Below are 25813 nucleotides of genomic sequence, written 5' to 3'. Positions count from 1 at the left end.
ATGGCAAATAATGCGAAAAAATTAACCGTAACAATTACCACTCCCCGAGGTGTGAAGTTTGTTGAGGAAGCAGATAAAGTCGTGATGCGCGCAATTGATGGCACGCTTGGTATTTTACCCAGACATGCGCCCCTTTCGACTGTTCTGGGTGATGGGGTTTTGAAAATCGTTAATGACGGCGTTGAAAAAATATTAGCTGTTTTTGGCGGTGTAGCCGAAGTTGCGGACGATGCTGTCAATATTTTCAGTACCATCGCTCAAAGTCCAGATGAAATCGATGCGGAACGTGCAGAAGCGGATCGCCTGGAAGCAGAAGCGCAACTTGAAGAAGCAAGAGAACGTCGCATGCGCGTTATGCAAACACGTGCATTGGTGCGTATTTACGTAAGTGAATCAAACTTCCTTGACGGCGCGCCTGATGATACAGGTGTTGAAGATGAATAGTGGTTTAGAAGAGGCTGGGACGTCGTTGTCGCCAGCCTCTTTTCTGGGCTATAAGAGACTAGTAGTAAATCATGCCAATTATCTGACAGGATTCTGAGAATCTTATTCATTTTATTTCACGTTTTGTCTGCTATAATAAACTTGTATCTAAATGGACATTTTTGAAGGAGTATATAAATGAAAAACAATTATGAAGGATTACCTGTTGCTAAGAACGAAATCTTAACAGCTGCATTTGAAGATTTAACGTCGGAAGGATTAGGTGTCGCAAAAGTTGATGGTTACCCATTGTTCGTTGTAGACGGTCTACCAGGCGAAACAGCAACAATCAAAGTAACAAAACTTGGTAAATCATATGGTTTCGCACGTATCGTAGAGCGTTTGACAACCTCAGAAGACCGCATCCCAACAACAGATGTATTGGGAACACGCGTTGGAACAATGCCTTTACAACATATGCGTTATAGCGCACAACTTGCGTTCAAACAAAATATGGTTGTTCAAGACTTGAAACGTATCGCTAAATTACCAAACATCAAAGTTCACGAGACAATTGGTATGAGTAATCCATGGGGTTACCGTAACAAAGCACAAATTCCTGTACGTGGTAAAGATGGTAAATTGGTAACAGGCTTCTTCCGTAAAGGCACACACGAATTAATCCCAATGGAAAATTTCCATATTCAAGATCCAAAAATCGACGAAGCGATTCTTAAAGTGCGTGATATTTTACAAGAGTACGGTATCAAACCTTATGACGAACGTAAAAATATCGGGAATATCCGTCACATTATGGTACGTCGCGGTTACTACACAGGCGAAATGATGATTGTTTTAGTAACGCGTACGGCGAAACTATTCCCATTGAGCAAAATTATTCCAGATATTCGTGAAGCATTGCCAGAAGTTGTCAGCATTGTTCAAAACGTCAACCCAAGACGTACAAATGTTATTTTGGGCGAAGAGAACATTGTTTTATATGGCGAAGATGCGTACCACGATACATTGTTGGGTCATACATTTGCGATCAGCTCAAAATCGTTCTACCAAATTAACCCAAAACAAACCGAAGAATTGTACTCTCTAGCACTAGAAGCAGCAAAACTAACTGGGAAAGAAACAGTTGTGGATGCTTACTGTGGAATCGGAACAATCTCGCTTGCACTTGCTGATAAAGCTGAGCACGTATTTGCAATGGAAATCGTTCCAGATGCAATCGAAATGGCAAAACGCAACGCAGAAGAAAATAATATTTCTAACGTAACATTTGAAGTTGGAGCAGCCGAAGAATTGCTACCACAATGGGCAGAAAAAGGCGTTAAAGCAGATGTCATTTTAGTCGACCCACCACGTAAAGGTTTGGAGCTATCATTCATCGATGCAGCTGTTGAAATGAATCCAGACCGTATCGTTTATGTGAGCTGCAACCCATCTACATTGGCGCGCGACTTGGCATTATTTGATGAAAAAGGCTTCAAAGCAACTGAAGTAACACCTGTTGACCTATTCCCGCAAACACTGCACGTAGAGTGTGTCGTTGCATTGGAAAATGTTAATAAATAATTGATTACGAACACACCGCCATTCTGAAAATGGTTGGTGTGTTTTTTCATGTGGCAAGGGGTGCTAACTCAAATGGGAAAAGATGTTTGAGTCAGCGTTATCGAGTCAAAACGCCGGCTCAAACGAGAAACTGGGTTTGAGTCAGCGTTATCGAGCCAAAACGCCGACTCAAACGGGAAACTGGGTTTGAGTCAGCGTTATCGAGCCAAAACGCCGGCTCAAACGAGAAAATAGATTTGAGTCAGCGTTATCCGTCCAAAACGCCGACTCAAACGAGAAAATAGATTTGAGTCAGCGTTTCTCAATCCCATAACCCACTAAATGGTAGTGTTTAATCTCACTTACTCGAGTATAATAGAAAAGATACAAGCGTTGAATCGAGAAAATTTTTGAGGTGAGTATATGAAAAAGAAAACATATCCAACAGAAGTTTTGGATGTCACAATTAAAAGGATTACCCCCGAAGGATACGGTTATGTTAAACATATCCATCCACCCGAAAGAGGGTCGAACGGAAGAGGTTTAACAATTAATGTTACGAATGTTGTTCCGGGAGATGTTGTACGTGTAACGATTCCCAATGCGAAAGGGCGTCGTAAAGCAGTTGTGGAGTATGACGAATTACTGCAACCAGGACCGACTCGGAATTTAGACATTCCAACCCACGAAGCTGTCTCTGGTGGGACTCCACTTCAGTACATGAAATACGCTGCACAGCTAGAATATAAAATGGACATGGTCAAAACCTATTTACAAGAGAAAGATTTTGACATATCAGTCGTAAAACCGATTATCGGAATGGACGAACCGAATCGTTACCGTAACAAAATGGAATTAACCTTTGGACCTAATGGTGAGCTTGGTATGCATCAGCAAGGGAACTTCCGCCGTGTTATCGATTTGGAAGATTCTATTTTAGCCCCGCAAATTATGGTAGACGTGAAGCACACTATCAGTAAATGGCAAAAAGATTACGATTTACCAGGTTATGAAAAGACAACCCAAGAAGGGCTATTGCGTAACTTATTAATGCGTTACTCCTTTGCGACCGATGAACTGATGATTATCCTTTACGTGACAGAAGGACCAGGAAAATATCAAGCAGCGGCTGACGATTTAGTGACACGATTGACCACGCAATTTAAGAACCTAGTCAGTCTGCAGTGGGTTGAACATGCCTCTTCAGCGGAGAGAATCCAAGCAGACGAGACGTTTATTTTGCACGGACGTGATTACATTAATGATGAACTAAACGGCTTCAAATACCGTATCTGGCCAGATACATTCTTCCAGGCGAATCCGATCCAAGCCGAGAAACTTGTCGAACTTGCTTTGGAAATGGCGGATGTAAACGAAGACATGCGCGTTCTGGATCTTTTCTGTGGCGTCGGTACATTCAGTTTACCATTAGCAAAAAATAGCAAAGACTTAGCGGGAATCGAAATTGTCGAGAATTCCATCATTTCTGCAAGACGAAATGCGGAAGATAACGGACTAGCTAATACATTCTTTATGACCCGCGATGCACGTCAAGGTTTAATCGACCTGAAAGAGGCTTGGGGACACCCTGATTTACTCGTTCTGGACCCACCAAGAAGTGGAGCAGGCGGAAAAGTCATGCGTAGTATTGGCCGTTTCGGAACAGACAAAGTAGTGTATATTTCATGTAGTCCAAAGAGTTTAGCGGACGACTTAACGTGGTTACGCGACTTCGGTTACGAACTCATTACTGTGCAACCCGTTGACCAATTCCCGCATACAACGCATGTTGAGACGATATTATTGATGCAAAAGGTAAAAGGGTAATATGTTGTTATATCAGCTTTTTGAATGTGTTTACCATATTCAAGAGGCTGATTTTTTGTATAATGGGTTTGGAAACGATTGAAATTGGGAATGATATCCAATAATTAATAGGTAGTAGGTGGGAACTGGTCAACATCTTTTTCGTTCCGTTAACTGCGTTGACGATTATCCAGGCATTGGAGCTGATGGAAGCTGAAAGTGGTAAAACTCTTTTCATTTCAGGTGGTACGGGCGGCGTTGGAGCGATGGCCATTCCTATAGCAAAAGCCAAGGGACTGACAGTCATTACGAATGGTAACGTCTCAAATAAAAAACGTGTGATAAAGCTTGGTGCCGATCAATTTATTGATTACAAAACTGAAAACTACACGCAAATATTGAGTCAAATTGATTACGTTCTTGACACACTTGGGGGAATCGAGACCGAGAAACAAATGGGCATTCTTAAAAAGGATGGGCGGCTAGTCTCTCTTCGTGGTATGCCAAATGGTGCTTTTGCCAAACGAATGAATCTTCCAAAATGGAAACAGTTGTTATTTGGACTTGTCGGGCGTAAATTTGATCAATTGGCTAATAAATATGGAGTGACCTATGATTTCGTTTTTGTTGAAGCAAATGGTCGACAACTGCAAGAGATTTCAGATTTATTTACAAAACTTCAAGTAAAATCTTCGATTGATTCCGTTTACTCTTTTGAACAAATCAATGAAGCACTAGACAAGGTTGCTCATGGTCACTCGCAGGGGAAAACCGTCATCAGTTTTGATAAGACGAAATAGATAAAAGATTATAGGAATAAAATTAGAGCAGCCTTGGAGCTGCTTTTTTGTTTAACTTAAATTGTTCCACGACCACAATAAAATGAGTGAAATAACCAAACGCGCGATAATATGTTTCCATTGAAACGTATTAGTTATCAAACCACTAGTGATAGCTGCGATGAATAAACCAAGAAGACCGATATAAAGTACAATGCTCGGTTCAACTTTGATAGCGATATACATCAAACATAAGGAAAAAACCGGATAGAGGCCATGCACCCATTGGATTCCATTGGACTTTGCCTCTTCACCAATTGCTATGATCGTCAATAGTCCGTATAGAAAGGTAACAATTCTTAATATTAACATTTACTCACTCCTAAAATTATTTGTTATACTTATTCTAAAAGATGGAGTGAACTCCATGTCAAGAGAGGTTGTTCAAATTGAGAATGAATGACGTGGTAATCAGAACAGGTCTGTCAAAAGATACAATCCGATATTATGAAAAACTGGGCTTAGTCAGCCCTAGCCGTGATGAGTATGCACGACGTTATAATGAAAAGGATATTGAACGACTGTCCCATATTCAAAAACTCAAGCACCTAGATTACTCATTAAAAGAGATACAGCAACTAGTTGAGCTTGATGAACGATTAGAAACAATCGAAGCGATTGAGACAATGTCAGTCCAGGACCGTCAAAATATAGAAAAATTGCTAGCAGATAAAATTAAACACACACAGCACAAAATAGGACACTTAAATGCCAGCTTGGGACAACTTTTATTGATGCACCAAAAAATTAAAGACTTACCAAAGTAATTGGCATTGAATTTAGATGAATAGTGTGTTGTTGGCTACTCAAAAGTAGTCCCAATTTTTATTAAAAACAGACTGCTTTGCAAATGCAATGATATACCTGACATATTGTTTGTTGAAGCGCATAAAATAATAAAATGACAACATTCTTTTTAACGAAAGGAAATTCAGATGAAAGAAAATAAATATGATAAGACCATATTTTTTAAAAAATATAGTCAAATGAGCCGCTCGCAGCAGGGTTTAGCCGGTGCAGGTGAATGGGAAACGTTGAAAAAGCTATTGCCGGATTTTAAAGATAAGCGTGTGCTTGATTTAGGATGCGGCTATGGATGGCACTGTATTTATGCGATGGAACACGGAGCGTCTTCTGTTGTAGGTGTTGATATTTCTCATAAAATGCTCGAGGTAGCCAAAGAAAAAACACATTTTCCACAGGTTGAATATAAATGCTGTGCTATAGAAGATGTGGAATTCCCAGAGGAGAGTTTTGATGTAATATTAAGTTCACTTGCGTTTCACTATGTAGCAGATTATGAGATTTTAGTAAAAAAGATATATAGAATACTGAAGTCTGGTGGTAAGCTAGTTTTTACGGTTGAACATCCTGTTTTTACTGCCTATGGAACACAAGACTGGCATTATAACGAAAAAGGAGAAATACTGCATTTTCCGGTGGATAATTATTATTATGAGGGCAAACGGACAGCTGTGTTTTTGGGAGAAAAGGTTACAAAATATCATAGAACACTGACCACATATCTAAATACACTGCTTTCAAATGGTTTTATAATAAATCAGATTGTGGAGCCGCAGCCGCCGGAAAACATGATGGATATTCCGGGGATGCAGGATGAAATGCGCCGTCCCATGATGCTGATTGTATCGGCCAACAAAAAAGAGAAAAGATAAAATTGAAACACCCGCAACATAAACAGCAAAGGAGTGCGATATGATGCTATCTGAAAATAACTCCACACCAAGGAGTGATGAAGAGCTGCAAAAAAACATGGTTGCTGAACTTAAGCCGCACAATGCACCGATTACTCTTGTCGAATACGATCCGAGTTGGTCTGATTTGTTTGAACAGGAAGCGAACCGGATTCGTTCAGTACTCGGCAACAAAGCCTTGCAGATTGAACATGTAGGCTCGACCTCGGTACCGGGGCTTTGTGCCAAACCAATAATTGATATGCTGCTGGTTGTGAAGGACTCTGCCGACGAGCTATCCTATGTTCCGGCATTGGAATCAGCTGGCTATATATTGCGGATTCGGGAACCCGAGTGGTTCGAACACCGCCTGTTCAAAGGACCCGATACCGACATCAATCTGCATGTGTTCAGTTCGGGCACATCAGAGATTGATAGAATGTTACGTTTTCGAGATTGGTTGCGGACTAATGATGCTGATCGAGACAAATATGCACAAGTTAAGCGAAACTTGGCAAAGAATAAATGGAGGCATGTTCAACACTATGCGGACGCCAAAACGCCCATAATACAGAAAATCATGGAACGAGCTAGTTTGAATTTAGAAAATGGGATTCCTGAAAAAAATCTTTTTATGATGTGCAAAGCATTAAATTCCAATGCCATTTCTGAGTTGTCAGATGAGTATCATGTTAGAACATGTAGAAGAGATGAACTGGATATATGGAAAGAGATGCCGTTTGACGATGTGAAATCTGCCAAAGAATATAATGGGTTTATGACGGAATACTTTAATGATGTTTACGGAAGTAAAGAAGATTTATTTTTTCAGAAGTGTTTATTTGTTTGTGATAAAAATGATACTCCTATAGGGACGTGCTTTGCGTGGAAGGCATATGAAAAAATTTCTACAATACATTGGTTTAAAGTCCGGAAAAACTATGAAGGATCAGGCATTGGTAGAGCTTTACTTTCCATTGTTATGAGAAGTATTAAAGAGAATGACTATCCGGTATTTCTTCATACACAACCATCCAGCTTTCGTGCAATAAAATTGTATTCTGATTTTGGATTTGCTTTTTTAACAGACCCAATAATCGGATATAGAAAAAATGATTTGGAGGAATGTTTAACCATTCTAAAAGAACATATGCCGCAAAAAGATTTTGAAAAGCTGCAATTTGCAGAAGCACCTGAGGATTTTTTGAAAGCAGTAAAATCTTCTAAAATAAACCAGTTTTAATTTAAATGTACGGGATAAGTCCAAGGAATCATCCCCAATTACATCCATAAAGGTCTCGAGATATGTGTCGGGATGCCCAGAAAGTTTGCGCGAAAGGAGCTCGCAGTCGAGAATATGAATAACAAAGAAATACCGAAAGAAGCAATTCAAGCATCGAAAATTATAGAGGAGCTACTCGATAGTATATTAGTGGGTATATATTTGTACGGTTCTGCTGTTATGGGAGGATTACGCATTAATAGCGATGTAGATATTTTGGTTGTAATAAATCGTAGTTTATCTGAAAGAACTCGAAGAGATCTTACAGACAGACTAATGCTTATATCTGGGAAAATAGGAAACACAAAAGATATGAGACCTCTTGAAGTTACAGTCATTAATCAAAAAGATATTATTCCTTGGCATTTTCCTCCCAGATATGAATTTATGTACGGCGAGTGGCTAAGAGAGCAGTTTGAAAAGGGAGATATTCCTGAGCCGACTTATGATCCGGATTTAGCAATACTTTTAGCACAACTAAGAAAAAATAGTATTAACCTTTTGGGACCAAAGGCAACAGAAGTAATTGAGCCTGTGCCGATGACAGATATTCGAAAAGCAATTAAAGAATCGTTGCCCGGGTTGATAACTAGCATTAAAGGTGACGAACGCAATGTGATTTTAACTTTAGCCAGAATGTGGGTGACAGCATCTACTGGTGAAATCAGATCAAAAGATCTGGCAGCTGAATGGGCAATACCTCAATTACCTTATGAGCATGCCATTTTACTTGACAAAGCAAGAAAGGCTTATCTAGGAGGGTATATTGATAAGTGGAAAGGAATGGATTCTGAGGTGACTGAACTCGTTAATAATATGAAGAAGTCTATAGAGTCTTCCCTTAATCTCTAAAAGGCTGGTGTTGAGAATTCCATTGATAGGTTCTCTCATACCGAAATTTCTTAAAATGGTCAAAAACCGCTGGATATGTTCCCGTCTACCGATAGTTCCAAAAATGCTGCTGATATGTTTCCACAGACGGGCAAAGTAATATGACATCAATGCCATCAACTCGTCCCATGTGGAGTGCGTGGTATTGATGTCTAGGTAATAAATATTGATATAGCAATGTTTTAAGAAGAAACATCTATTTTGTCAACTCGGCGAAATGGGTGTTTCTTTGTTTGTGAGAACAGATCAAGAGTGTCGGAAAAATAACCAGGTTGAGTAGACAGTAGCAATAATCAATTAGGGAGTGGATAGAACAGATATTGACTTCAATTTAACGGCTGCTCTTTTAAATTAATACGTTAATCTGTATCATTACGTTATAAAAGAGATATTATGATTGTTTTGTCGTATATTCATGAACTTTGTCTTATAAAATGAAAATTATGTTAAGAGGAGGGTAAAGTAATGGTGCTTGAAAATAAATTAGGTATTATAAATGCTGCGGAACTAGCACGTGTGGAGGGAAAAATTAGTAAGAAAAAAGCTTTGGAAATGTTTGAAACTGGCTTTTTAAATTCTTTGGAAGTTGGAACTTATAAAGCCTTATCGAAAATTCATGATTATCTATTCGGAGAAATTTATGAATTCGCTGGAAAAGTCCGTGATGTAAATATTATAAAAGGCAATTTTCGTTTTGCACCTGTGATATATCTATAAGTTGCCCTTCAAAATATTGAAAAAATGCCTCAATCCACTTTTGATGAAATTATTGAAAAATATGTTGAGATGAATATCGCTCATCCTTTTAGAGAAAGCAATGGAAGAAGTATGAGAATATGGCTTGACAATATATTGAAAAAGAAATTAAAACAAGTTGTTGATTGGAGTAGAATTAATAAAGAAGATTATCTTTTAGCAATGGAAAGAAGTCCAATAAAAGATGTTGAAATTAAAGTTCTTTTGAAAGCAGCTTTAACAAATAAAATCAATGATCGAGATGTTTATTTGAATGGAATCGACGCAAGTTACCATTATGAAGGGTATTATGTTTATAAGACAGAAGAGCTATAGGATGAGACTTAAGAGTTAAAACTAGTCAATCCTCCCTGTCACTCATTAAATTCGGAATATTTTGAACTGTATGAGTGACAGGGATGCTTTATAATATAATTAGTAGTACCAGATACAGACACAATTCAAAATTGTTTGCATACCTGGTACTGTCTTTAAAACAGAATCGACTATATTGTGCACAGATTGTCGGATAGAAAAACGCACCCTTTGATAATGTTGATGATGAAAGGAGGTTGTTCAATGGATTCTTTAAGAAGTATGAATAATGCATTGACATATATTGATGAGCACTTAACAGAGGAAATTGACTATAGTGAAGTATCTAAAATTGCTTACTGTTCAGAGTATCATTTTAAGCGGATGTTTTCATTTTTAGCAGGCATAAGTTTATCAGAATATATGCGGAGAAGAAGACTGTCGTTGGCTGCAATTGATTTAAAAGATAAGGATTTGAGAATAATTGATGTAGCCGTCAAATATGGCTATACTTCGGCCGATTCATTTTCCCGTGCTTTTCATTCCCTGCATGGTATTCTCCCTTCTGAGGCAAGGAGTGAGAATACACAATTAAAAGCTTATTCACGAATGACCTTTCAATTATCAATTAAAGGAGGATGCGAAATGAACTATCGTATTGTTGAGAAAGGACCTTTTAAGTTAGTAGGATTTAAGAAGAGAGTCCCAATTATTTTTGAAGGTGTCAATCCAGAGATTGCACAAATGACGGAACTTTTAACACCTGAGGTTATTAAACAATTAAAAGCAATCTCAAATGTAGAACCAATGGGTATTATTAATGCTTCCACTAATTTTACAGAAGGAAGAATGGAAGAAAACGGCGAGTTGGATCATTACATCGGGGTAGCAACTTCAGGTGATGAAACAGCAGAATTCGATGTATTAAAAATTGATGCTTGTACCTGGGGAGTATTTGAATCGATTGGACCATTCCCAGAGACACTTCAAAATGTATGGGGTAGAATATACTCAGAGTGGCTTCCGTCTTCAAGTTATGAGTTAGTTGAAGGCCCAGAAATTTTGTGGAACGAGAGTCCAGACACTGGAAATTCAAAGTATCGAAGCGAAATCTGGATTCCGGTAAAGAAAAAAGACTATTAATTACACCGATTTTTATGATTGAGGGCACTCCTAGCAAGAGTGCCTTTTTCGTAAACGGTACGATTGGTGGATATGTTCCCACGAACGTACGAAATAGTCGACATGTTCACGCATACGACGGTTTTGCTAAAAATCGCAAATACATCAATTGTAGCAAATCGTCCCATGTTGAGACCGTCTGTCTGCTGACAAAAAAATAAATGTATTATCCCTTGAGAAAGGAAAAAATCAAAGAAGTCATCTTTAATCATCAGGAGTTTATTCTTTATTCTGAAGAAGTAAATGCCATTATTAATGGATGGGCAGAACGCCATAGAGATCGCTTTCTCCAAATAAGTTCAGACATCGATCCCAAAGTGCTGATCCATGACATAGCAGAGGATAAATCAACAACCACGCATGAAAACATGATGTTCTGCAAGAGGATCATTGATGCTCGTACCGAAAACGCTTCCATAGCATACTCCACAACGAACTATCATGTATTCCGCAGCGGTTTTCTTGCTCAAGAGGTAGGCGTAAAGGCAGATGGTATCGGTGCGCGTACAAAATGGTACTTTTGGCCAAACGCGATGATTAGCGAAGTTGTCGGCGTTTTTTCAAGACAATCCAAAAGGCAGTGGCTTTTTATAGCTGGTTTGATTCTGTTTTTCGGTTTAGTTGGATATGCCTACACACTAATCTATTAATTTCCCTCGAATGAGAGCAACCACCAAAACTCACTTGTTCTGAGTTCAAAGCGGCTTGCGTGTATAGAATCAAAATTTGTTAAAAAGGCGGAGAAATATGAAAATTATAAAAAAATTATTTGGCGGTATAGATTTAAGCTGGCCGAAGATCCTGATATTTGCAATAGTATCGGGTATATATACTGCGTTGGTATGTATATTCCCGCAGGTAAAAGATACTTCACTGCACACAATAGCCGTGTCATTTGAAGTATGGATCCTATTCGGCATTTTTATCATTATGAACTCAAAATCAAATATGGATGCGGCGTTAAAATGTTTTGTATTCTTTTTGATCAGTCAGCCGTTGGTATATTTGCTGCAGGTGCCCTTCAGTACGCTGGGCTGGGGTATTTTCCAATATTATAAACGCTGGCTCATATGGACCATACTGTGCTTGCCGATGGGTTATATCGGATATTATATAAAAAAAGATAAATGGTGGGGCTATATCATTCTGCTTCCCATGATCGCACTTACCGCGAGCAGTTATCGGCAGTATTTATCAGAGTTCACTTTCTGCTATCCGTACTATATACTGATATCTGTTTTTTGTGCTGCGGCAATGCTCGTCTACCCCAATGTGTTATTCAATAATAAAAAAATAAAAACAGCAGGTACGATAGTAAGCGCCTTGCTGATCATCGTGCTTACCGTCATTTCTGTCATACATCCGCTGAGATATCCTGCGGAATTATTCAGCACAGTTGACGGAAAAGATATCACAAATGAGTATCGGGTTTCATTAGCGGACGATAAATACGGTGACGTGTCCATCGAGTATATTGAAGCGATAGACTCCTATATGGTTCATGCCGATTTCAAGAAAAAGGGACAAACCGAATTAATCATCAATACTCCTGATGGAACAACAAAAAGGTATGATCTGAATATTGAATTGTCCAGCTATGAAATAAAGGAAAAATAGATCGCAAATTCCGGTTTGTCGGTGAGATATGTTCCCGTGTACTGCGGCGGTAGATTTGTTCCCGTGTTGTGTCGACATTCACGGCATTGTCTCGACCCATGTAGAGAGTGTGGTTCTGTTGAGTAAAGTACATAAATAATTATTGTGAACAAGATATGTAATTTGATAGCCAGATTGAAGTTAAATCAGTCGGCACAGAATCCGATTACATATCTAAATCCACGGTAGAGAGATAAAATTCTTATTTAACTCGCAAAGGAGAAATGAAAATGAATGTTTTAATGGTAAATTTACCATTTTCGGGACATACGAATCCAACACTTCCGTTAACTGCTAAGCTGGTGGAAGCTGGGCATAAAGTTACATATGTGAATGCACCCGAGTTTCGTGAAAAAATTGAACATACCGGAGCAACATTTGTTCCATATAAAGATTATCCTGAAAATGCAAGTGAGAAATATAAGAAAAACCATTCTTTTGTAGCAGCATATGACACAGCTATTTCTTTAAAGGAAAAGTTTGACATACTCATTTATGAAATGTTTTTCTATCCTGGTATCGATTTGGCAAAACAGCTGGGAATCCCTTGCGTAAGACAGTTTTCGCAGCCTGCATGGAATGATACTACTTGGAAAGAGGCACCAACAGTGTTCAAAATATCTGCAAAACTTATTGATATGCAGGTGTTGCCAAAGAAAGTTGCAAAAAATAAGGGCTTTTCAAATTTGTGCCTTAAAGATGGAATTACCAAAAGTAAACCTAATCTTAATATCGTATATATTCCTAAGCAATTTCAAAATAAAAGTGAAGAGTTTGACGACTCCTATCTGTATGTAATTCCTAAACCAGCGGTTATATCCGGGAATGTTGTGATTCCGTATGAGAAAATGAAATCGCCAATTGTGTACATTTCTCTTGGAAGCATTCTTAGTGATAAGAGTTTTTATAAAAAATGCATCAAAGCATTTGGTGGTAAGGAAGTATCTGTAATTCTAAATACTGGAAATGTGTCGCCAGATATATTAGGAAAAATTCCAGAGAATATATATGCGTACTCTTTTGTGCCACAGATAGAAGTGTTTTCTCATACAGATGTTTTCCTTACACATTGTGGAATGAACAGTATTAATGAAGCATTATGTTTTGGTGTGCCAATGGTTGCCATGCCTTTTATAAATGATCAGGTTACAAATGCAAATCAGTTAGTTAATCTTGGAATAGCAAAAAGAATCCATTCTTTTGTACAAAATACAAATGAAATTTATGCGACGGTAATGGAAGTTGCAGCATCTAGTGTAATGAAAGAAAAAGCTATAGAGATGAAAAAAGCAATTGATAATCAGATGACATGGGAGAGCATAGTAAGACGAATTGAAGATTTGGTATAATATGAAATTCTGATTTTATCCGTAGTCGCGCGGGTGGCACTACGAATCAAATTAGAGAAATTGAAAGTTAATGGCTTTTGTCGCCCTATGAATCTTTGCGTAAATATGTCTGCTTGTGAGCAAGCTCCCAGCAGCCAATTTTCGCAAATCTTCGCATGGCTCGTTAGTTCGTCAAATTGAAATTTACGCAATAGGCATTCACTGTATTTGCCTATACGAGCATTAAGGTAATTCAATATTGGTATCGGTTCGACATACCCATTTTAAGGCGAAAATAGGTGTTCCACCATTCCCTTGTACAGTGGGTATGAAATGCGTTACTCGCCCACGAACCGAGCCATGTTGAGACGGTAGTATTGATGTCAAGGAAGAAGTAGGGAAGGGTTATAAAAGGCTTGATATATAAGGCATCAATGTTCTTACTGTTATTTGTGGGATAAAATCATAAAATGCTTATAAGTGAAAACAGAATATAAAAAAATTAAAAGGAGGATAATTAAATGGCTTCAGTTACACAGAGGATTAAGCAAATTAAGCAACCTAGAGGTGGGTACATCAATCCCAATATGTTTACAATTGTTAAGATGGATTCCCTTAATAATTTGAATGATACTGAAAATATACATGCTAGTCTAATTGGTCTTGCTGTGGTATATAGAAACAGCAATGAAATTGTACAGACCTAAGCTTGTCAATTACCGAAAGCAGAGAATCCTAATTAAATTAAAAAACTGCTTAATTTATAATATTTGTAGATCCCCTCACGAAATCAGGTTAATAGTGAGTTTTTTTTTATTCTCTCAACAGTTCTTTGAAAATTTCATATCTGATGGCATGAATATATTAGCTGATACCTACGAATAAGGTGATGTGGAAATGAAAGGGATTGGCATTGATACCAGGATTACCATCCTGTTTAGTGCAGGAGGCAGATATTGATTATGAACAGGTCCAATGTCGTACCCACAGTACATAATCATCTGCAATACTACGCAATATTACATAAAACAACAAATGGTAGCTGCCATTTTAACATTATTGTGCTACAATTATTTAATAACGATCAATTAGGATATTTGTGCGAATTTATCAAAGTGAGGTGGCTTCTATGCCTGGAACAATACATAACGACAGATGGATATCCCTGCAAGAAGTTTGCGACTATCTTGGGGTAAAGCGCCACACGGTCATGCGTTGGATTGATCAGCGCGGTATGCCTGCATCAAAGGTGGGAAAGCTCTGGCGTTTCAAAACCGTTGATATAGACGAATGGATTAAAAAAGGCGGAGCCTCCGATGAGCGGGAGGTTATAAAATGAACAGATTTAAGACTTTAAATGCCCGCAGGCTTTCTGTTGCCGGATTTTCATTTCTCTTTGCCTATATTCTGTCATTTCAGTTTGAAGGGCAGGTGTTGTACAGCCTGCTGGATCTGCGTGGAACAGACGCCGACCGTTACATACTGGCTGCAATTATCGCGCATTTTGTAGGGCTTTTTACCTGTGGCCTGTTTGTCAAATCACAGGCGGCCGCCAAAAGCATGATGCTCGGCGGCATGGGCTTATGCTTAGCCGCTTCTGTCCCCTTCTTTTTTGCTCCCTCCTCTCTATGGTTGGGCGGACTGATCGTCAGCGGATACTTTAGCGGCTGCGCGGTGGCGGCATGGGGATTTTTTCTCAGGGCCTTTACTCCCGATAACGAACGCATTAAATCCTGTGCCGACGTTCTGATTTATTCTAATTTGCTGATGATTGCAGTCAACGTGGTTGCCATGAATCGCTCACCGTTTGTCGGGCTAAGCCTTACTATGCTTTGCCTAGTGATCGGTATAGCCTTCATCTGGATGCTGCCTTTGGAGCAAGATAATGAGAAGAACCAAACATTTAAAAATAAAACGCATGGCGGCATTAAAAGCCAACTGATATTGCTGTGTCTTTTTGTCTTTATCATCACAATTAATTCTGGACTGATGTATCAGGTAATAAATCCTGCTTTTGAGCATCTGACGGGATTGGTGAGCTGGTATTGGGCCGTGCCTTATATCGTAGCGCTTGTTATTATGCGCAACTTACCTATTAAAGCAAAGCGTTCCAGGATTTTGTATATTGGAATGGCAATGATTATAGGAGCGTTCATCAGCTTTATGTTGTTAGGGCGAAAGACTTCTGACTATCTGATTGTCGATACGCTGATGCTAGGTGCTTGCGGTATTTTTGATCTGTTTTGGTGGAGCATCCTTGGAGAAATGCTGGATTATAGCGACAACCCCACACAAACCTTTGGAATTGGACTTTCTGCCAATGTATTCGGAGTCCTTTGCGGAGGCGTTCTGGGAATGACCGTAACATCCATTGGGCTTCCCAGTGCGGAGGTTGCGGTGATTGCCCTTACTGTGGTTTGCGTTACACTGGTTATGCTGCCGCCGCTGAACAACCAGCTTGTTTTACTGCTGAAAAGCCATGCTTATCTTGCTGTTTATGACAATATGGGCCAGTCACAGCAAACGGACATTGTTTGTCAAATTAAAACTCTTGATCCGCTGACCGTCCGGGAGCAGGAGGTATTGCAGCTAATCCTTTCAGGTAAATCCAACCGGGAAATTGCCGGGGCTTTGTTTATCAGTGAGAGTACTGTAAAAACGCATGTAAGGAATATTTTTTCAAAATATGATGTAGGTAGTCGGGCAGAACTCATCAGCACCCTGCTGAAGAATCAAAGGGTTGAATGATATATAAAACTACATAAATACAGGGTTTAACTAGCCTCTCATACTAAAGTATGAGAGGCTTTTTTTCTGCAAATTCATCAATTCGAACGATGCTTTTTGAGGCATCCTTCCCTAAAATTTATACTAGAGGAGGGTTGGTGCAAATGAAATTAATCCGTAAACGACGCAATGAATATGTCTTATTATTCGCAGCCAGTATTTTTTTGGCGGTGTGGCTCGGCGCAAAATTTATGCTAGAAGCGATTTTCGCCTTTGGAGCTATCAGCCTTATCTCTCTCCTGTTATTGGTGAGGCAGAGCCGTCTGCTCTATGACGCAACACTCATTTGGGATAATCGCATCCTTGCGGTGCCATCTGCTCTCATCTCTATGCCGGGTCGCCAAATGAAAAAAGACACCGAGGAAACCGTAGTATCTACCTTTGGTATCCTCATCGGCAGTGAAATTTACCGGTGGGGTCTCGATGGGGTACATGGCGTGCGGCTGCACACCGCCGATATTGATCAGGAACGGATGTACCTGACCTTTGGCGACGCGGCCCAGACCATGCGGGTAGAGTTGCTGCACGGTATGCTTCACAAACAGACGGTTGTGGAGGCCGCACAAAAGCTGTGGCACGAAACAGGCGTGCAGGCAGAAATTAGTGATTGGTAATAAAAGGGAGGAATCTGACATGAAAAAGATAGTATCCATTTTACTCGTGGCGGTGCTGCTTTTAGGCAGTCTTGCCGGATGCGGTGGAGGCGGCGGCAAAAGCGACGCGGCGACACTTTCGCCGGAGGCTACCGGTGTTGCCCTGTCAAACGGCGTCAGCGTAGAGCTGGGCGATTATGTGCTGGACGGTGAAACGGAACTGACCGTAGCGAAGCAGCCCGTGGAAGAGAACAAGGACGAAGGGTACAAGATAGAAGCCTACGACTTTAAGCTGGGCGACATGACCGAGCTTTCCGATTTCATCACCTTACGTATCCCCTATGATACCGCATACTGCGAGGATGGGCAGGACCCGGCAAAATGCGTGGGCGCAAAGTACAAAAATGAAACCACCGGCGAATGGGAGGATGTGCTGTTCGAGGTGGACGCAGCCTCCAATGAGCTTATCATCTACACCGACCATCTCTCCACCTTTGGCGTGTTCCATGTCAAAAACGAGGGCAAACGCAGCGCCAAAATCACCAACATTTATGCGGACTTTACCGGCATCGACCAACAGCAGGCGATGGAAACGCTCCGCGAATACGTGGCGGGCGGTGGTGCGGACGGAGAGGAAGCGGCAGGTCTCGCAGCGCAGCTTCTCACGGGCTATAACGGATTTTTGGGCGGCGTAGCCGGAGCAGCCGGTGAAACGGGCTTCGCTACTGACCTCACAGGTACGATCCTGAACATGGCCTCCATCGGCAGCCCTACCTTTGACACCGCACTGGCTGATTCCGCCTACAAAAAGCTGAACAAGCTGGGAAAGGTAGCGGCGGCGGTGAAGATCGGCTCGGTAATGCTGAATACGGAAAAGACAGATGCGGATACCCTTGGCTTGTATAAGGACACGGCGATGCTGGCGCTTTCCTATGCCGAATCCGCCGCGTGGGGGCTTGCCGCCAGCGGACTGTTCATTTTTGACTACACCATAAGCAACCTGTTTGAGCAAGGCTTGGCCATGAAGATGGATAAGATCAATGAGGTCTATGCCTTTTTCAACGACGAATATGTCAGTAAAGACAGGCAGGGCTTTGAATGGACGGCCCGCAGTCTGAAAGATTGGCGGCAGGTGCTGATCGACATAGCCGAAGCCAACCCCAACGAAGCCGATGCCAAGGCTGCCGTCGAAGAGGAGATCGAACGCTATGCTCGCGTATTCTGGACGCTGACCAGTGGGGATATGGATGTTGTCGTTTCGGAAATGGAGAAGAGTAGCAAAGGCTCCGCCACCATTCCCAACGCCACCGAGGCGGAGATCAAAGCCTTGATAGGCGGTTACAAGGCGCAGCTTTATGAACGCCTCTACCCGGTAACGCAGTCCGTCAGCACATATATGCAGCGCAAGGCCGAGGCTGCGTATCTGGATGCACTGAATGAGGTCAAAGAATTTTTTAATCAAAACATCACTTTCAATATTGTGGAAGATATTCCCGATGGCGAGAAGTCGAAATATGAAGGCTATGCCCTGCGCTCCTCTTTCTGAAAATGCCGTAAAGGAGAACTGGAGCGGTAAGCTGGGGGACGGTGGTGGAGGCTCTACAAAGTTTACCCTGCTGGGCTATATACAGGCCGGTTTACCCAAAGAACTGCAACTGTTCAAACCCGGAGATGATCCCGAAAGCGACGAGCCGGAGCTGACGCTTGACTTCAAGCTCTCCGCGCCGGTGACGGAGGTGAAGCTTGGTGGATTGCCGCTGGAGGAGCTTTTGGGCACTTATTCTGCGACATTTACATTCGAAGGTGAGACCGATACCTATAACTTTACCTTCATGTACTACGAGGGGCAGTTGGTATTTAAGCCGGAAAGTGATGGTTTTGGTAGCGCTTTCTTGCTTTTGCCGGGGCCGTATGAGTATGATCCGGCCACCGCAACGGCGACTTATGAAGCGGAAACTGAGTATTGGTCTCTGTCTGCTCATGTTAGATTTATTTACGAGGAAGGCACGGTTCGTTTTTCAAGCGACTCGACTCTGGAAGATATTGAAGAAGGGAGAACAGTAACAACCTACGGTGAGGGAACCAAAATCGATTAGGGAAAGGCTTGCCCTGTCTTATCAAATAATTTTAAGGAGGCTTTTCTTATGAAAAAAGCATTGATTATTATGTTGTCACTGACGTTAGTATTGTCGCTCGCCGGCTGCGGTGGAAGTGGAGACGGCGAGACTTCTTCGGAAAGTCCTGCCCCTGCTGAATCGGAAAGCACCCCTTCCCGTGAAATGGAAGCGGATGAATTCAAGTATTACGGTATCGGCGAGGCGGCCGAGTATGAGGAGTACCGAATAACAATTGATAAGGTAGAGCGGGTGAGTGATACCTCAATTTTCTGGAACCCCAAGGAGGGGTACAGCTATATTAAGGTTTATGTGACCGTCGAAAATATTGACACGGAGGCCGTGTCGGTGGATGAGACCCCGCTATGTATCGTGCGCGACGGAGATTATAATGCCGAGCTTTCGGACTATTCGCGCAACACAGACGTGATAAATTTTTTACAGGACGGTATATTTGAAGAAGCCTATCTTGCTCCAGGAACTGCGGAAAGCGGCTGGCTGACTTTCCAAATAAAGCCCGATGAAAAAGAGCTTACTATGAAATACGACCAACTGTTTGATACGGTCTTTTTCCGCTTCACGGTTGAGTAGATTTGAAGGAGGCTTTATATAATGAAACGAAAAATACTATCCCTTTTGCTTGCAGTCGCTATGCTGTTGTCCTTAATGGCGGGGCTTTCCGGCTGCGGAAAAAGCGGTTTTGGCTCTACCTTGATTGTGGGTGATAAGGGTGGAGTAATTGGGGATTTGAAAAAGGATGGATGGACGGTTTCTATTCCCGCAGGCGCTTTTGAGCAGGATGTGAAAGTTACTGTGGATAAAGTAGCCGACAGCACAGAGGCGTATATAAACGGCAAAGCCGCTTTCCTTACCACGCCTATCGAGATTAAGGCGGAGGGAACAGAAAGTGTCAGACTGGATGAACCGGCAAGGATAAGCATGAAATTAGACGAAAAGAATTTGCCGGACAACAGTACCTTCGATCAATATGTGATGTCTTACTGGACGGGAGATGAATGGGAGGTAATTATTCCTGATCCGGTGGAGTTGTCTAAAGGATACCTCACCTTTGAAACCTGGCATTTTTCATCATACAGCGGGAAAAAGATGACGGACGACGAGCAAGTCAGGGAATATGCCAGAGATCTGGCAATTGATGATCTGACTAATCAGGCAAAAAATGAAGCGCTAAAGGAAAAACTAACAGCGGTAGTTGATGATTACTTAAATGGACTGAGTATATATGACCAAGAGGCGAGAAATGAGATAATTTCAAGAGTGTGGGCCTCAAGCTCAATGGATATAGCAGTTTTCCTGACAGAAAACGGAGCGTCAACGGCGGAATTGGGATATAAAGTTACCGATATGATAGTGGAATCTACGGTTGACGTATGTGCAGAAAATCCATTGGTTTTGGAAGCAGTTTCTACCGCTTTAGATTCAGTAGGAGATGCCGCCGAAGCCTCAGTCGCATTATATGACGGAAATTACAGAAAGGCGGCAAGCGAGCTTACCGCTCTTGGCGCTACAGTTTTAGGATATGGCGGAGTAGGCGCAGTCAAATCCCTCGTGGATTTGGGCGCGGCAGCAGTAGAACAAGGCATTATGGCATGGAAAGATTATGAAGAGGAATGCGCATATAAAGTATTTTATGGGTTAGCAAAAGGAAACGCCTACGGATATAAAATCAATGCAGGCGATTGGGAAACCTTGATCACTCAAATGGGAGGTTACTATCACCAAATCGTAAGAGAAAGAAAGGATGAGTATAAAAGAATCAGCGGCAAAGACACATTATCGGATGATGAACAGCGCATGATCGAAAGACAGGTTGAATCCGATCTTAAAAAGAAATTCGAAGAAAGGGCAAAAATAGATAGCAAAATCGATGCAAAACAAGCAGAGTACGAGATATTGGTTAAAGCCTTTAAGGATGCGGGATTATTGACTCGAACGGAAAATGGCTTCAAGGAAGATATGACAGTAAATCGAAGGCTGCATTCATTATTGGCTATCAGAGGAAACATATTGAATATCGTTGGCGGAGATATGTCAAAGTTTGGCAGAGAAAAGAACCGAGAAGAAAACTTGGCTTACGCAATCAAGATGTGGATTGGATATGGTAAGGACAGAGCAAAGTTTTATGATTGGATGAGAGAAATGGGGTACTTGGAAAAACAAAAAGAAGGAACAGGTTATTGGAAGTTAGTTCGGTCGTTTACGAATAAATATGAAACAAGCGCGTCAGATGAAAATTATGTTGAAACATGGAGCGGCGGAAACGGCAGCTATACTTACAACTGCAAGTTTATCGGGAATCATTGGTATACAGCAAGCACGCATGACGACTGTCACGGTGAATTTGTCAACAACACTGGAACGAGCAGTATTCCGAACAGCCGTTACGCGGGCGGAGAGCAGGCGCAGCTGACTCTGACCGTAAGCGCCGCTACATCAAGCAATATATGCTTTCATCTCGGAGCGCATCTGACCTCCTGTATCACTCCCGTCAACCATGACGATCCGTTTGTCAACTACGGAACGAACATGTATATGCAAAACATTGACGATGAGAGTGCGAGAGGTGATGTAAGGACATATAAGAATGACACCAACACCGGCTATATCGGAGGAAGCGTCACGTCCGGAGTCGCAATGCCAATGGGCTACGAGGACGGTGATAAGGTGTATATCCTGATTATTTTCACCGGCGGAAACAATGAGATAAAGACCGCTTATGAATATGAGTGGGTTAAAAAATAAATAGCGGGGGTGGGTTCATGGTAAAGAAGAAAAATAGTAAAAACATCCCTCTGCCTATCCTCGTCCTTATCTGTGCAGTTTTGCTGTTTGCTACATATAACAGCCTTTTCACGCTGGCTCTGGCGATATGGGGCGACAGCGTAATGGGTACGGTGGACAGCTATCACAACCGCTTGGATGATAGTGCCGCAGATGTCAACCGCTCCCGGACCATTTCCAAGGGCTATTGGTTTCTGGTAAATGGCAAGGAATACCAGGGTTATGTGATCTATAGCAGCGACGAGGCATGGCCGAGCTTAGATGAGGGCGAAACGCGCTCCGAGCGCATCCGCTACCTTAGCTTTTTACCTTATGTGAATAAGCCCGCCATGCTGTCCGAATTTAGCGAGATGGGCGAAGGAGGAATTATTTACCTCATTCTTACCCCTATCGGTTGTCTGCTTTTGCTGCTGCTTGTCATACGCACAGCCAGACGAGGGAAAAAGAAGAAACCATCGGCGAGGAAGCCCGCTGCATTTCAAATTATCGAGCAAAGGAGTGATACGTATATGTTTTGTCCCAACTGTGGAAACAAGATTACGAAGGGTATGGCTTTCTGTTCAAGCTGCGGCACAAAAATACAAACAAACGCCCCCGGTGTGTGTACTGCTTGCGGCGCAACGCTTCCGGAGGGAGCCGAATTTTGTATTGGCTGCGGAAAGGCGGTGAATTCGGCAACGTCGGAGCCGATGGAACCACACCCTGTAGCAACTCCCGCGCCCCCACAGAGCGGCGCGGGGCTGGTCGGCTTTTCCGACAGGTATAACTGCCCTGAAATACTGGCCGCTGCACAGATAAACAGGAAATCCTCCCTAGGCTGTATGGGAATCTTGGTTTTCGTGCCGCTCATCGGCTTTCCTGTCGCCGGTCTGCTGATGGACGATTTCCCCTTTGGAGAATCCATTATCATCGGCATGGGCATTGCTCTTGTTATGCTGGTCGTTAATCTGCTGGCGTTGAGAAGAACCAAGCAACCAATGTGGGAGGGTGTGGTCGTCAATAAGTACAGCAAGGAGAAAAGCGAGCATAGGGGCGGCGAGGATGATAACTACAGAACCTATACGGAATATACCACGATCATTAACACCGATGCGGGCAAGAAAAAGACTATCGTGGAAAGGGACAGCGGTCGGCATATGTATGATTATCTCTCCGTTGGTGACAGGGTGCGGTTTCATCCCAAATTCGGTACATACGAGAAGTACGACAAATCTAAAGACCGTATCATTTACTGCAATGTCTGCTCCATGATGAACCCCATACAAAATGACCGCTGTAAGCGGTGTAATAACCTATTATTTAAATAAGGAGGATTTTATAATGGAGAGATTTGACACGCTGCTGGAGGCTGCGGAGTTTTCAGCAACACGCTGCACAAACTGGAGTTTTGCCATTTCAAATGATAGATACGATGTAAAAGGCTTGCTGGTGCTTGCCGAAACAAGCGATAGTGAAGACCCAATCGATGAGGATAGCTTTTATGTGGTATCGCCTGCTGGAGCTATCGGCTTATGTAACGACGGCGAGGACATCGATTGGCTGTTTCTGTCTGACGCTGCGCCGAATGAGGATCTGCCGCTGACATACCAAGCTGAGCAGCAGATAAAGTTCTGCTCGAAATGTGGCTCCCGCGCTGTTCTCGGTGCTCGATTTTGCGGTCAGTGTGGAACAGCGCTGTGAAAATAAAAGGCTAATTTGGATGTGGTTTTAGTTTTCCATAATCAGTGTGCGTTGCTTTTTGAAATTGAATACTTCCGCGACTATTGCTTGTTCATGAATGATTCAATGAGTACAAATATCTCAAAGGTAGTCATTGACTGAAGTATATGGAAGGTGTGTAACTTACATCGGTAACCTCTAAAACGAGGGGTGTGCAAAAGAGGTGAAAATTTTAACGATTTGATTTGAGCGGTGCATTTTATCAACTGCTTTGTTATTCTAATTCAGTGATCCATTGATAATGAGCTGAGGAATGTGGTAGTTTTCCGACCAATCCGGCCCCAGGCTATCTTTTTAGACATGAAGCCATACCGAGGGAGGCGCGTTGTCAAGGAATAATGGGTCAAGCCGCCAATCGTTCTTGCTTGAATGCCCGGACAAATGTGTCATGTGTTGTCGCATAATCTAAAATTTTCCGCTTTGCGTTTGGAATCGTTTTGAGTAGGAAAGGTGTTTTTCCTTGCGTGGAACTGTGTTATCATGGGTTTTCGTCATGTGAATTCATCCTTGTTTATTGAGAGTTAGTGGTAACTTCAATATAACATGGAATTCACGTGGCGTTTTTGTATTTCAAATGGCTAAGTTCATTATAAAATCCGCCAATATGAAAACCAGAAGTAAATAGCCCATGACTCTGAAGTAGAGTTGTGGGTTTTCTTATGCTTGCTGATTATAATAATATTTTAATAACTAATGAGTTTATCAACCAAATGGTTTATAATATTCTTAGCGTAAACTTGGAGGTGCTGTATGACTACGGCAGAAATGATTAAAGAACTGTGTGAGCAAATGAATATAAGTGTTTCCGAACTTGCTAGACGTATTGGCCAGACTCCACAGAATTTCAATAAAAAATTACAACGAGAAACGGTAACCTTGGATGAGTTGAAAGCCATCGCAGATGTACTGGGCGTCAGGTTTGAGCAGGCGTTTATTTTACTTGATGGTGATGAAATAAAAATATCTAACGAATAAAGGAGGCAGTCTAATATGATGATTAGTCCGGAAAGTTACTATGAAGAGTATCTCAAAGGAAAAACAAAAGAAGAAATAATGACCGTCATCCGAGGACTTAAGCAAGATATAGGTCACCTCAAAAATTCTATGGAAAACCCGTATAATGACACTAAAACTGTTATGCATCCAAGTGAAGATACCCGCATTCATTGGAGCCGTAAATATTTGGATAAAGCCAAGCAAGCCTATGGTGAGGCTGGCGGAACTTATACTTTATCAAAGTCTGAAGAAAAGGCAGCCGATTTTGATGCGAACATAAATGCTATCTGCAAGATTACCTTTAACATTGGTGGTTACTTTGGCGGTTATAGCACCTATATTGTAGAGCTATCCGAAGAATTGAAAGCCTATACAAAGTTATGGGAAGATGTAGAACCACTTGTATTGTTGGATGATAATAAAGATCCCTTTATAAAGGATACTTTCATTGGGGCACTTAAGGAACTTCATATCGGTGAGTGGCGAAGACATTATACAACTAAACGCTTCGGATACATAGTACTTGATGGAACACAGTGGGAGTTGGAATTTGAATATAGTAATGGCCATAAGCCAGTAAGGTTTGATGGCGATAACTCTTACCCTTATAACTTTGATAAGTTCCAGAGATTATTTGGCATTGATGTTACTGAGGAGGATTAGGATGAGTAAATTCGGTATTTTGACAAAATACATACCTATGATTCAGACAGACAGTTTTGGAGAATGGGTTATTGATAAAGAAAACGATGGAACACCAGAACATCCAATACAGATGCCTTTTGTGCGGTATTCCGAAATGGTGAGCAACTTTATTGACGATGTTTATACCTTTGAAGAAAGCAATAAAGATATGGAGCTTACCCGCTATGGGGATATTCTCAAAGAAAATGGTCTTGAATGGGGAACCGACTCTATGAAAGATGCTGACGTTTCAAGCTTAAATGCACAGTGTGTGCTTGCGCTTCTTATGGGTGCAGTAAGAGCTGAGCGTTTCTGTGATGGTGTATTACTAGATTTCTTTAAAAGTGGCTACATATTGAAGTGGCTTGAAAGATTACAAAACATAGAGTAAGGAGGCATCTGAA

25 protein-coding genes and 2 pseudogenes are annotated in these 25813 nt (G+C 41.5%); 26 read left to right on the top strand and 1 reads right to left on the bottom strand.

Annotated elements, in window-relative coordinates:
- The 4 genes and pseudogenes from atpC to G7058_RS04430 all read left to right on the top strand — a co-directional run.
- Complete coding sequence (gene atpC, locus G7058_RS04445) at positions 1–444, top strand: ATP synthase F1 subunit epsilon (protein ID WP_166062427.1); 444 nt, start codon at positions 1–3, stop codon at positions 442–444.
- A 177-nt stretch (positions 445–621) separates the two neighbouring features.
- Complete coding sequence (gene rlmD, locus G7058_RS04440; protein ID WP_166062426.1) at positions 622–2007, top strand: 23S rRNA (uracil(1939)-C(5))-methyltransferase RlmD; 1386 nt, start codon at positions 622–624, stop codon at positions 2005–2007.
- 402 nt (positions 2008–2409) lie between these two features.
- Positions 2410–3813: a 23S rRNA (uracil(1939)-C(5))-methyltransferase RlmD gene (rlmD, locus tag G7058_RS04435; protein ID WP_166062425.1), complete on the top strand. Its 1404-nt coding sequence runs from the start codon at positions 2410–2412 to the stop codon at positions 3811–3813.
- 143 nt (positions 3814–3956) lie between these two features.
- Positions 3957–4592, top strand: a pseudogene (locus tag G7058_RS04430) (NADP-dependent oxidoreductase); the annotation flags it as partial.
- A gap of 51 nt (positions 4593–4643) precedes the next feature.
- Here G7058_RS04430 and G7058_RS04425 read toward each other — a convergent pair.
- On the bottom strand, positions 4644–4943 hold the full coding sequence (locus G7058_RS04425) for a hypothetical protein (RefSeq protein ID WP_166062423.1): 300 nt from the start codon (positions 4941–4943) through the stop codon (positions 4644–4646).
- A gap of 83 nt (positions 4944–5026) precedes the next feature.
- On the opposite strand from G7058_RS04425, the gene G7058_RS04420 reads away from it, so the two are divergent.
- The 22 genes and pseudogenes from G7058_RS04420 to G7058_RS04315 all read left to right on the top strand — a co-directional run bounded on the left by G7058_RS04420 (position 5027) and on the right by G7058_RS04315 (position 25800).
- Positions 5027–5398, top strand: coding sequence for a MerR family transcriptional regulator (locus G7058_RS04420; protein ID WP_227004521.1), 372 nt, complete (start codon positions 5027–5029; stop codon positions 5396–5398).
- A 168-nt stretch (positions 5399–5566) separates the two neighbouring features.
- The gene (locus tag G7058_RS04415; RefSeq protein WP_166062421.1) at positions 5567–6307 is read left to right on the top strand and encodes a class I SAM-dependent methyltransferase; all 741 of its coding nucleotides are present in this window, start codon (positions 5567–5569) and stop codon (positions 6305–6307) included.
- A gap of 40 nt (positions 6308–6347) precedes the next feature.
- The gene (locus G7058_RS04410) at positions 6348–7568 is read left to right on the top strand and encodes a GNAT family N-acetyltransferase (protein WP_166062420.1); all 1221 of its coding nucleotides are present in this window, start codon (positions 6348–6350) and stop codon (positions 7566–7568) included.
- A gap of 114 nt (positions 7569–7682) precedes the next feature.
- A complete protein-coding gene (gene ant(9), locus G7058_RS04405; protein ID WP_070104654.1) occupies positions 7683–8459 on the top strand; it encodes an aminoglycoside nucleotidyltransferase ANT(9) in 777 nt (258 codons plus the stop codon).
- Positions 8460–8963: 504 nt separating this feature from the next.
- A pseudogene (gene fic / locus G7058_RS04400) lies at positions 8964–9569 on the top strand (protein adenylyltransferase Fic).
- A gap of 243 nt (positions 9570–9812) precedes the next feature.
- Entirely contained in the window at positions 9813–10691 is an 879-nt protein-coding gene (locus G7058_RS04395) for an AraC family transcriptional regulator (protein WP_166062419.1), read from the top strand.
- 212 nt (positions 10692–10903) lie between these two features.
- The gene (locus G7058_RS04390; RefSeq protein ID WP_166062418.1) at positions 10904–11380 is read left to right on the top strand and encodes a YdcF family protein; all 477 of its coding nucleotides are present in this window, start codon (positions 10904–10906) and stop codon (positions 11378–11380) included.
- Positions 11381–11477: 97 nt separating this feature from the next.
- Positions 11478–12347, top strand: a complete 870-nt coding sequence (locus G7058_RS04385) for a hypothetical protein (protein WP_166062417.1) — start codon at positions 11478–11480, stop codon at positions 12345–12347.
- 269 nt (positions 12348–12616) lie between these two features.
- Positions 12617–13735 carry a nucleotide disphospho-sugar-binding domain-containing protein gene (locus tag G7058_RS04380; protein ID WP_166062416.1) on the top strand — a complete coding sequence of 373 codons (1119 nt, stop codon included), beginning with the start codon at positions 12617–12619 and terminating at the stop codon, positions 13733–13735.
- 500 nt (positions 13736–14235) lie between these two features.
- Positions 14236–14421, top strand: coding sequence for a hypothetical protein (locus G7058_RS04375; RefSeq protein WP_166062415.1), 186 nt, complete (start codon positions 14236–14238; stop codon positions 14419–14421).
- Between the two features lie 422 nt (positions 14422–14843).
- Positions 14844–15053: a helix-turn-helix domain-containing protein gene (locus G7058_RS04370; protein ID WP_166062414.1), complete on the top strand. Its 210-nt coding sequence runs from the start codon at positions 14844–14846 to the stop codon at positions 15051–15053.
- Complete coding sequence (locus G7058_RS12055) at positions 15050–16462, top strand: LuxR family transcriptional regulator (RefSeq protein WP_166062413.1); 1413 nt, start codon at positions 15050–15052, stop codon at positions 16460–16462. Before G7058_RS04370 ends, G7058_RS12055 begins: the two co-directional genes overlap by 4 nt.
- Positions 16463–16605: 143 nt before the next feature.
- Positions 16606–17115: a hypothetical protein gene (locus tag G7058_RS04360; protein ID WP_166062412.1), complete on the top strand. Its 510-nt coding sequence runs from the start codon at positions 16606–16608 to the stop codon at positions 17113–17115.
- A 19-nt stretch (positions 17116–17134) separates the two neighbouring features.
- Positions 17135–18640, top strand: coding sequence for a hypothetical protein (locus G7058_RS04355; protein WP_166062410.1), 1506 nt, complete (start codon positions 17135–17137; stop codon positions 18638–18640).
- Positions 18591–19190, top strand: a complete 600-nt coding sequence (locus tag G7058_RS04350; protein WP_166062409.1) for a hypothetical protein — start codon at positions 18591–18593, stop codon at positions 19188–19190. The genes G7058_RS04355 and G7058_RS04350 overlap by 50 nt, the downstream gene beginning before the upstream one ends.
- A gap of 48 nt (positions 19191–19238) precedes the next feature.
- Positions 19239–19799 carry a DUF4352 domain-containing protein gene (locus tag G7058_RS04345; protein WP_166062408.1) on the top strand — a complete coding sequence of 187 codons (561 nt, stop codon included), beginning with the start codon at positions 19239–19241 and terminating at the stop codon, positions 19797–19799.
- Between the two features lie 21 nt (positions 19800–19820).
- Positions 19821–21971, top strand: a complete 2151-nt coding sequence (locus G7058_RS04340; RefSeq protein WP_166062407.1) for a hypothetical protein — start codon at positions 19821–19823, stop codon at positions 21969–21971.
- Between the two features lie 17 nt (positions 21972–21988).
- Positions 21989–23317 (top strand): zinc ribbon domain-containing protein, encoded by a 1329-nt coding sequence (locus G7058_RS04335; RefSeq protein WP_166062406.1) that lies wholly within the window; start codon positions 21989–21991, stop codon positions 23315–23317.
- A 13-nt stretch (positions 23318–23330) separates the two neighbouring features.
- Positions 23331–23690 carry a zinc ribbon domain-containing protein gene (locus G7058_RS04330; RefSeq protein ID WP_166062405.1) on the top strand — a complete coding sequence of 120 codons (360 nt, stop codon included), beginning with the start codon at positions 23331–23333 and terminating at the stop codon, positions 23688–23690.
- Positions 23691–24479: 789 nt separating this feature from the next.
- Complete coding sequence (locus G7058_RS04325; RefSeq protein ID WP_166062403.1) at positions 24480–24704, top strand: helix-turn-helix domain-containing protein; 225 nt, start codon at positions 24480–24482, stop codon at positions 24702–24704.
- A 15-nt stretch (positions 24705–24719) separates the two neighbouring features.
- Positions 24720–25388 carry a hypothetical protein gene (locus G7058_RS04320; protein WP_166062402.1) on the top strand — a complete coding sequence of 223 codons (669 nt, stop codon included), beginning with the start codon at positions 24720–24722 and terminating at the stop codon, positions 25386–25388.
- A gap of 1 nt (position 25389) precedes the next feature.
- Positions 25390–25800: a DUF6508 domain-containing protein gene (locus G7058_RS04315; RefSeq protein ID WP_166062401.1), complete on the top strand. Its 411-nt coding sequence runs from the start codon at positions 25390–25392 to the stop codon at positions 25798–25800.
- Positions 25801–25813: the final 13 nt, after the last annotated feature.

This window comes from Jeotgalibaca porci (genome assembly GCF_011299095.1).
In the GTDB taxonomy this organism is placed as follows: Bacteria; Bacillota; Bacilli; order Lactobacillales; family Aerococcaceae; genus Jeotgalibaca; species Jeotgalibaca porci.
The sequence above is the reverse complement of the archived record's forward strand: the minus strand, read 5'-3'. Positions and strand labels throughout refer to the sequence as shown.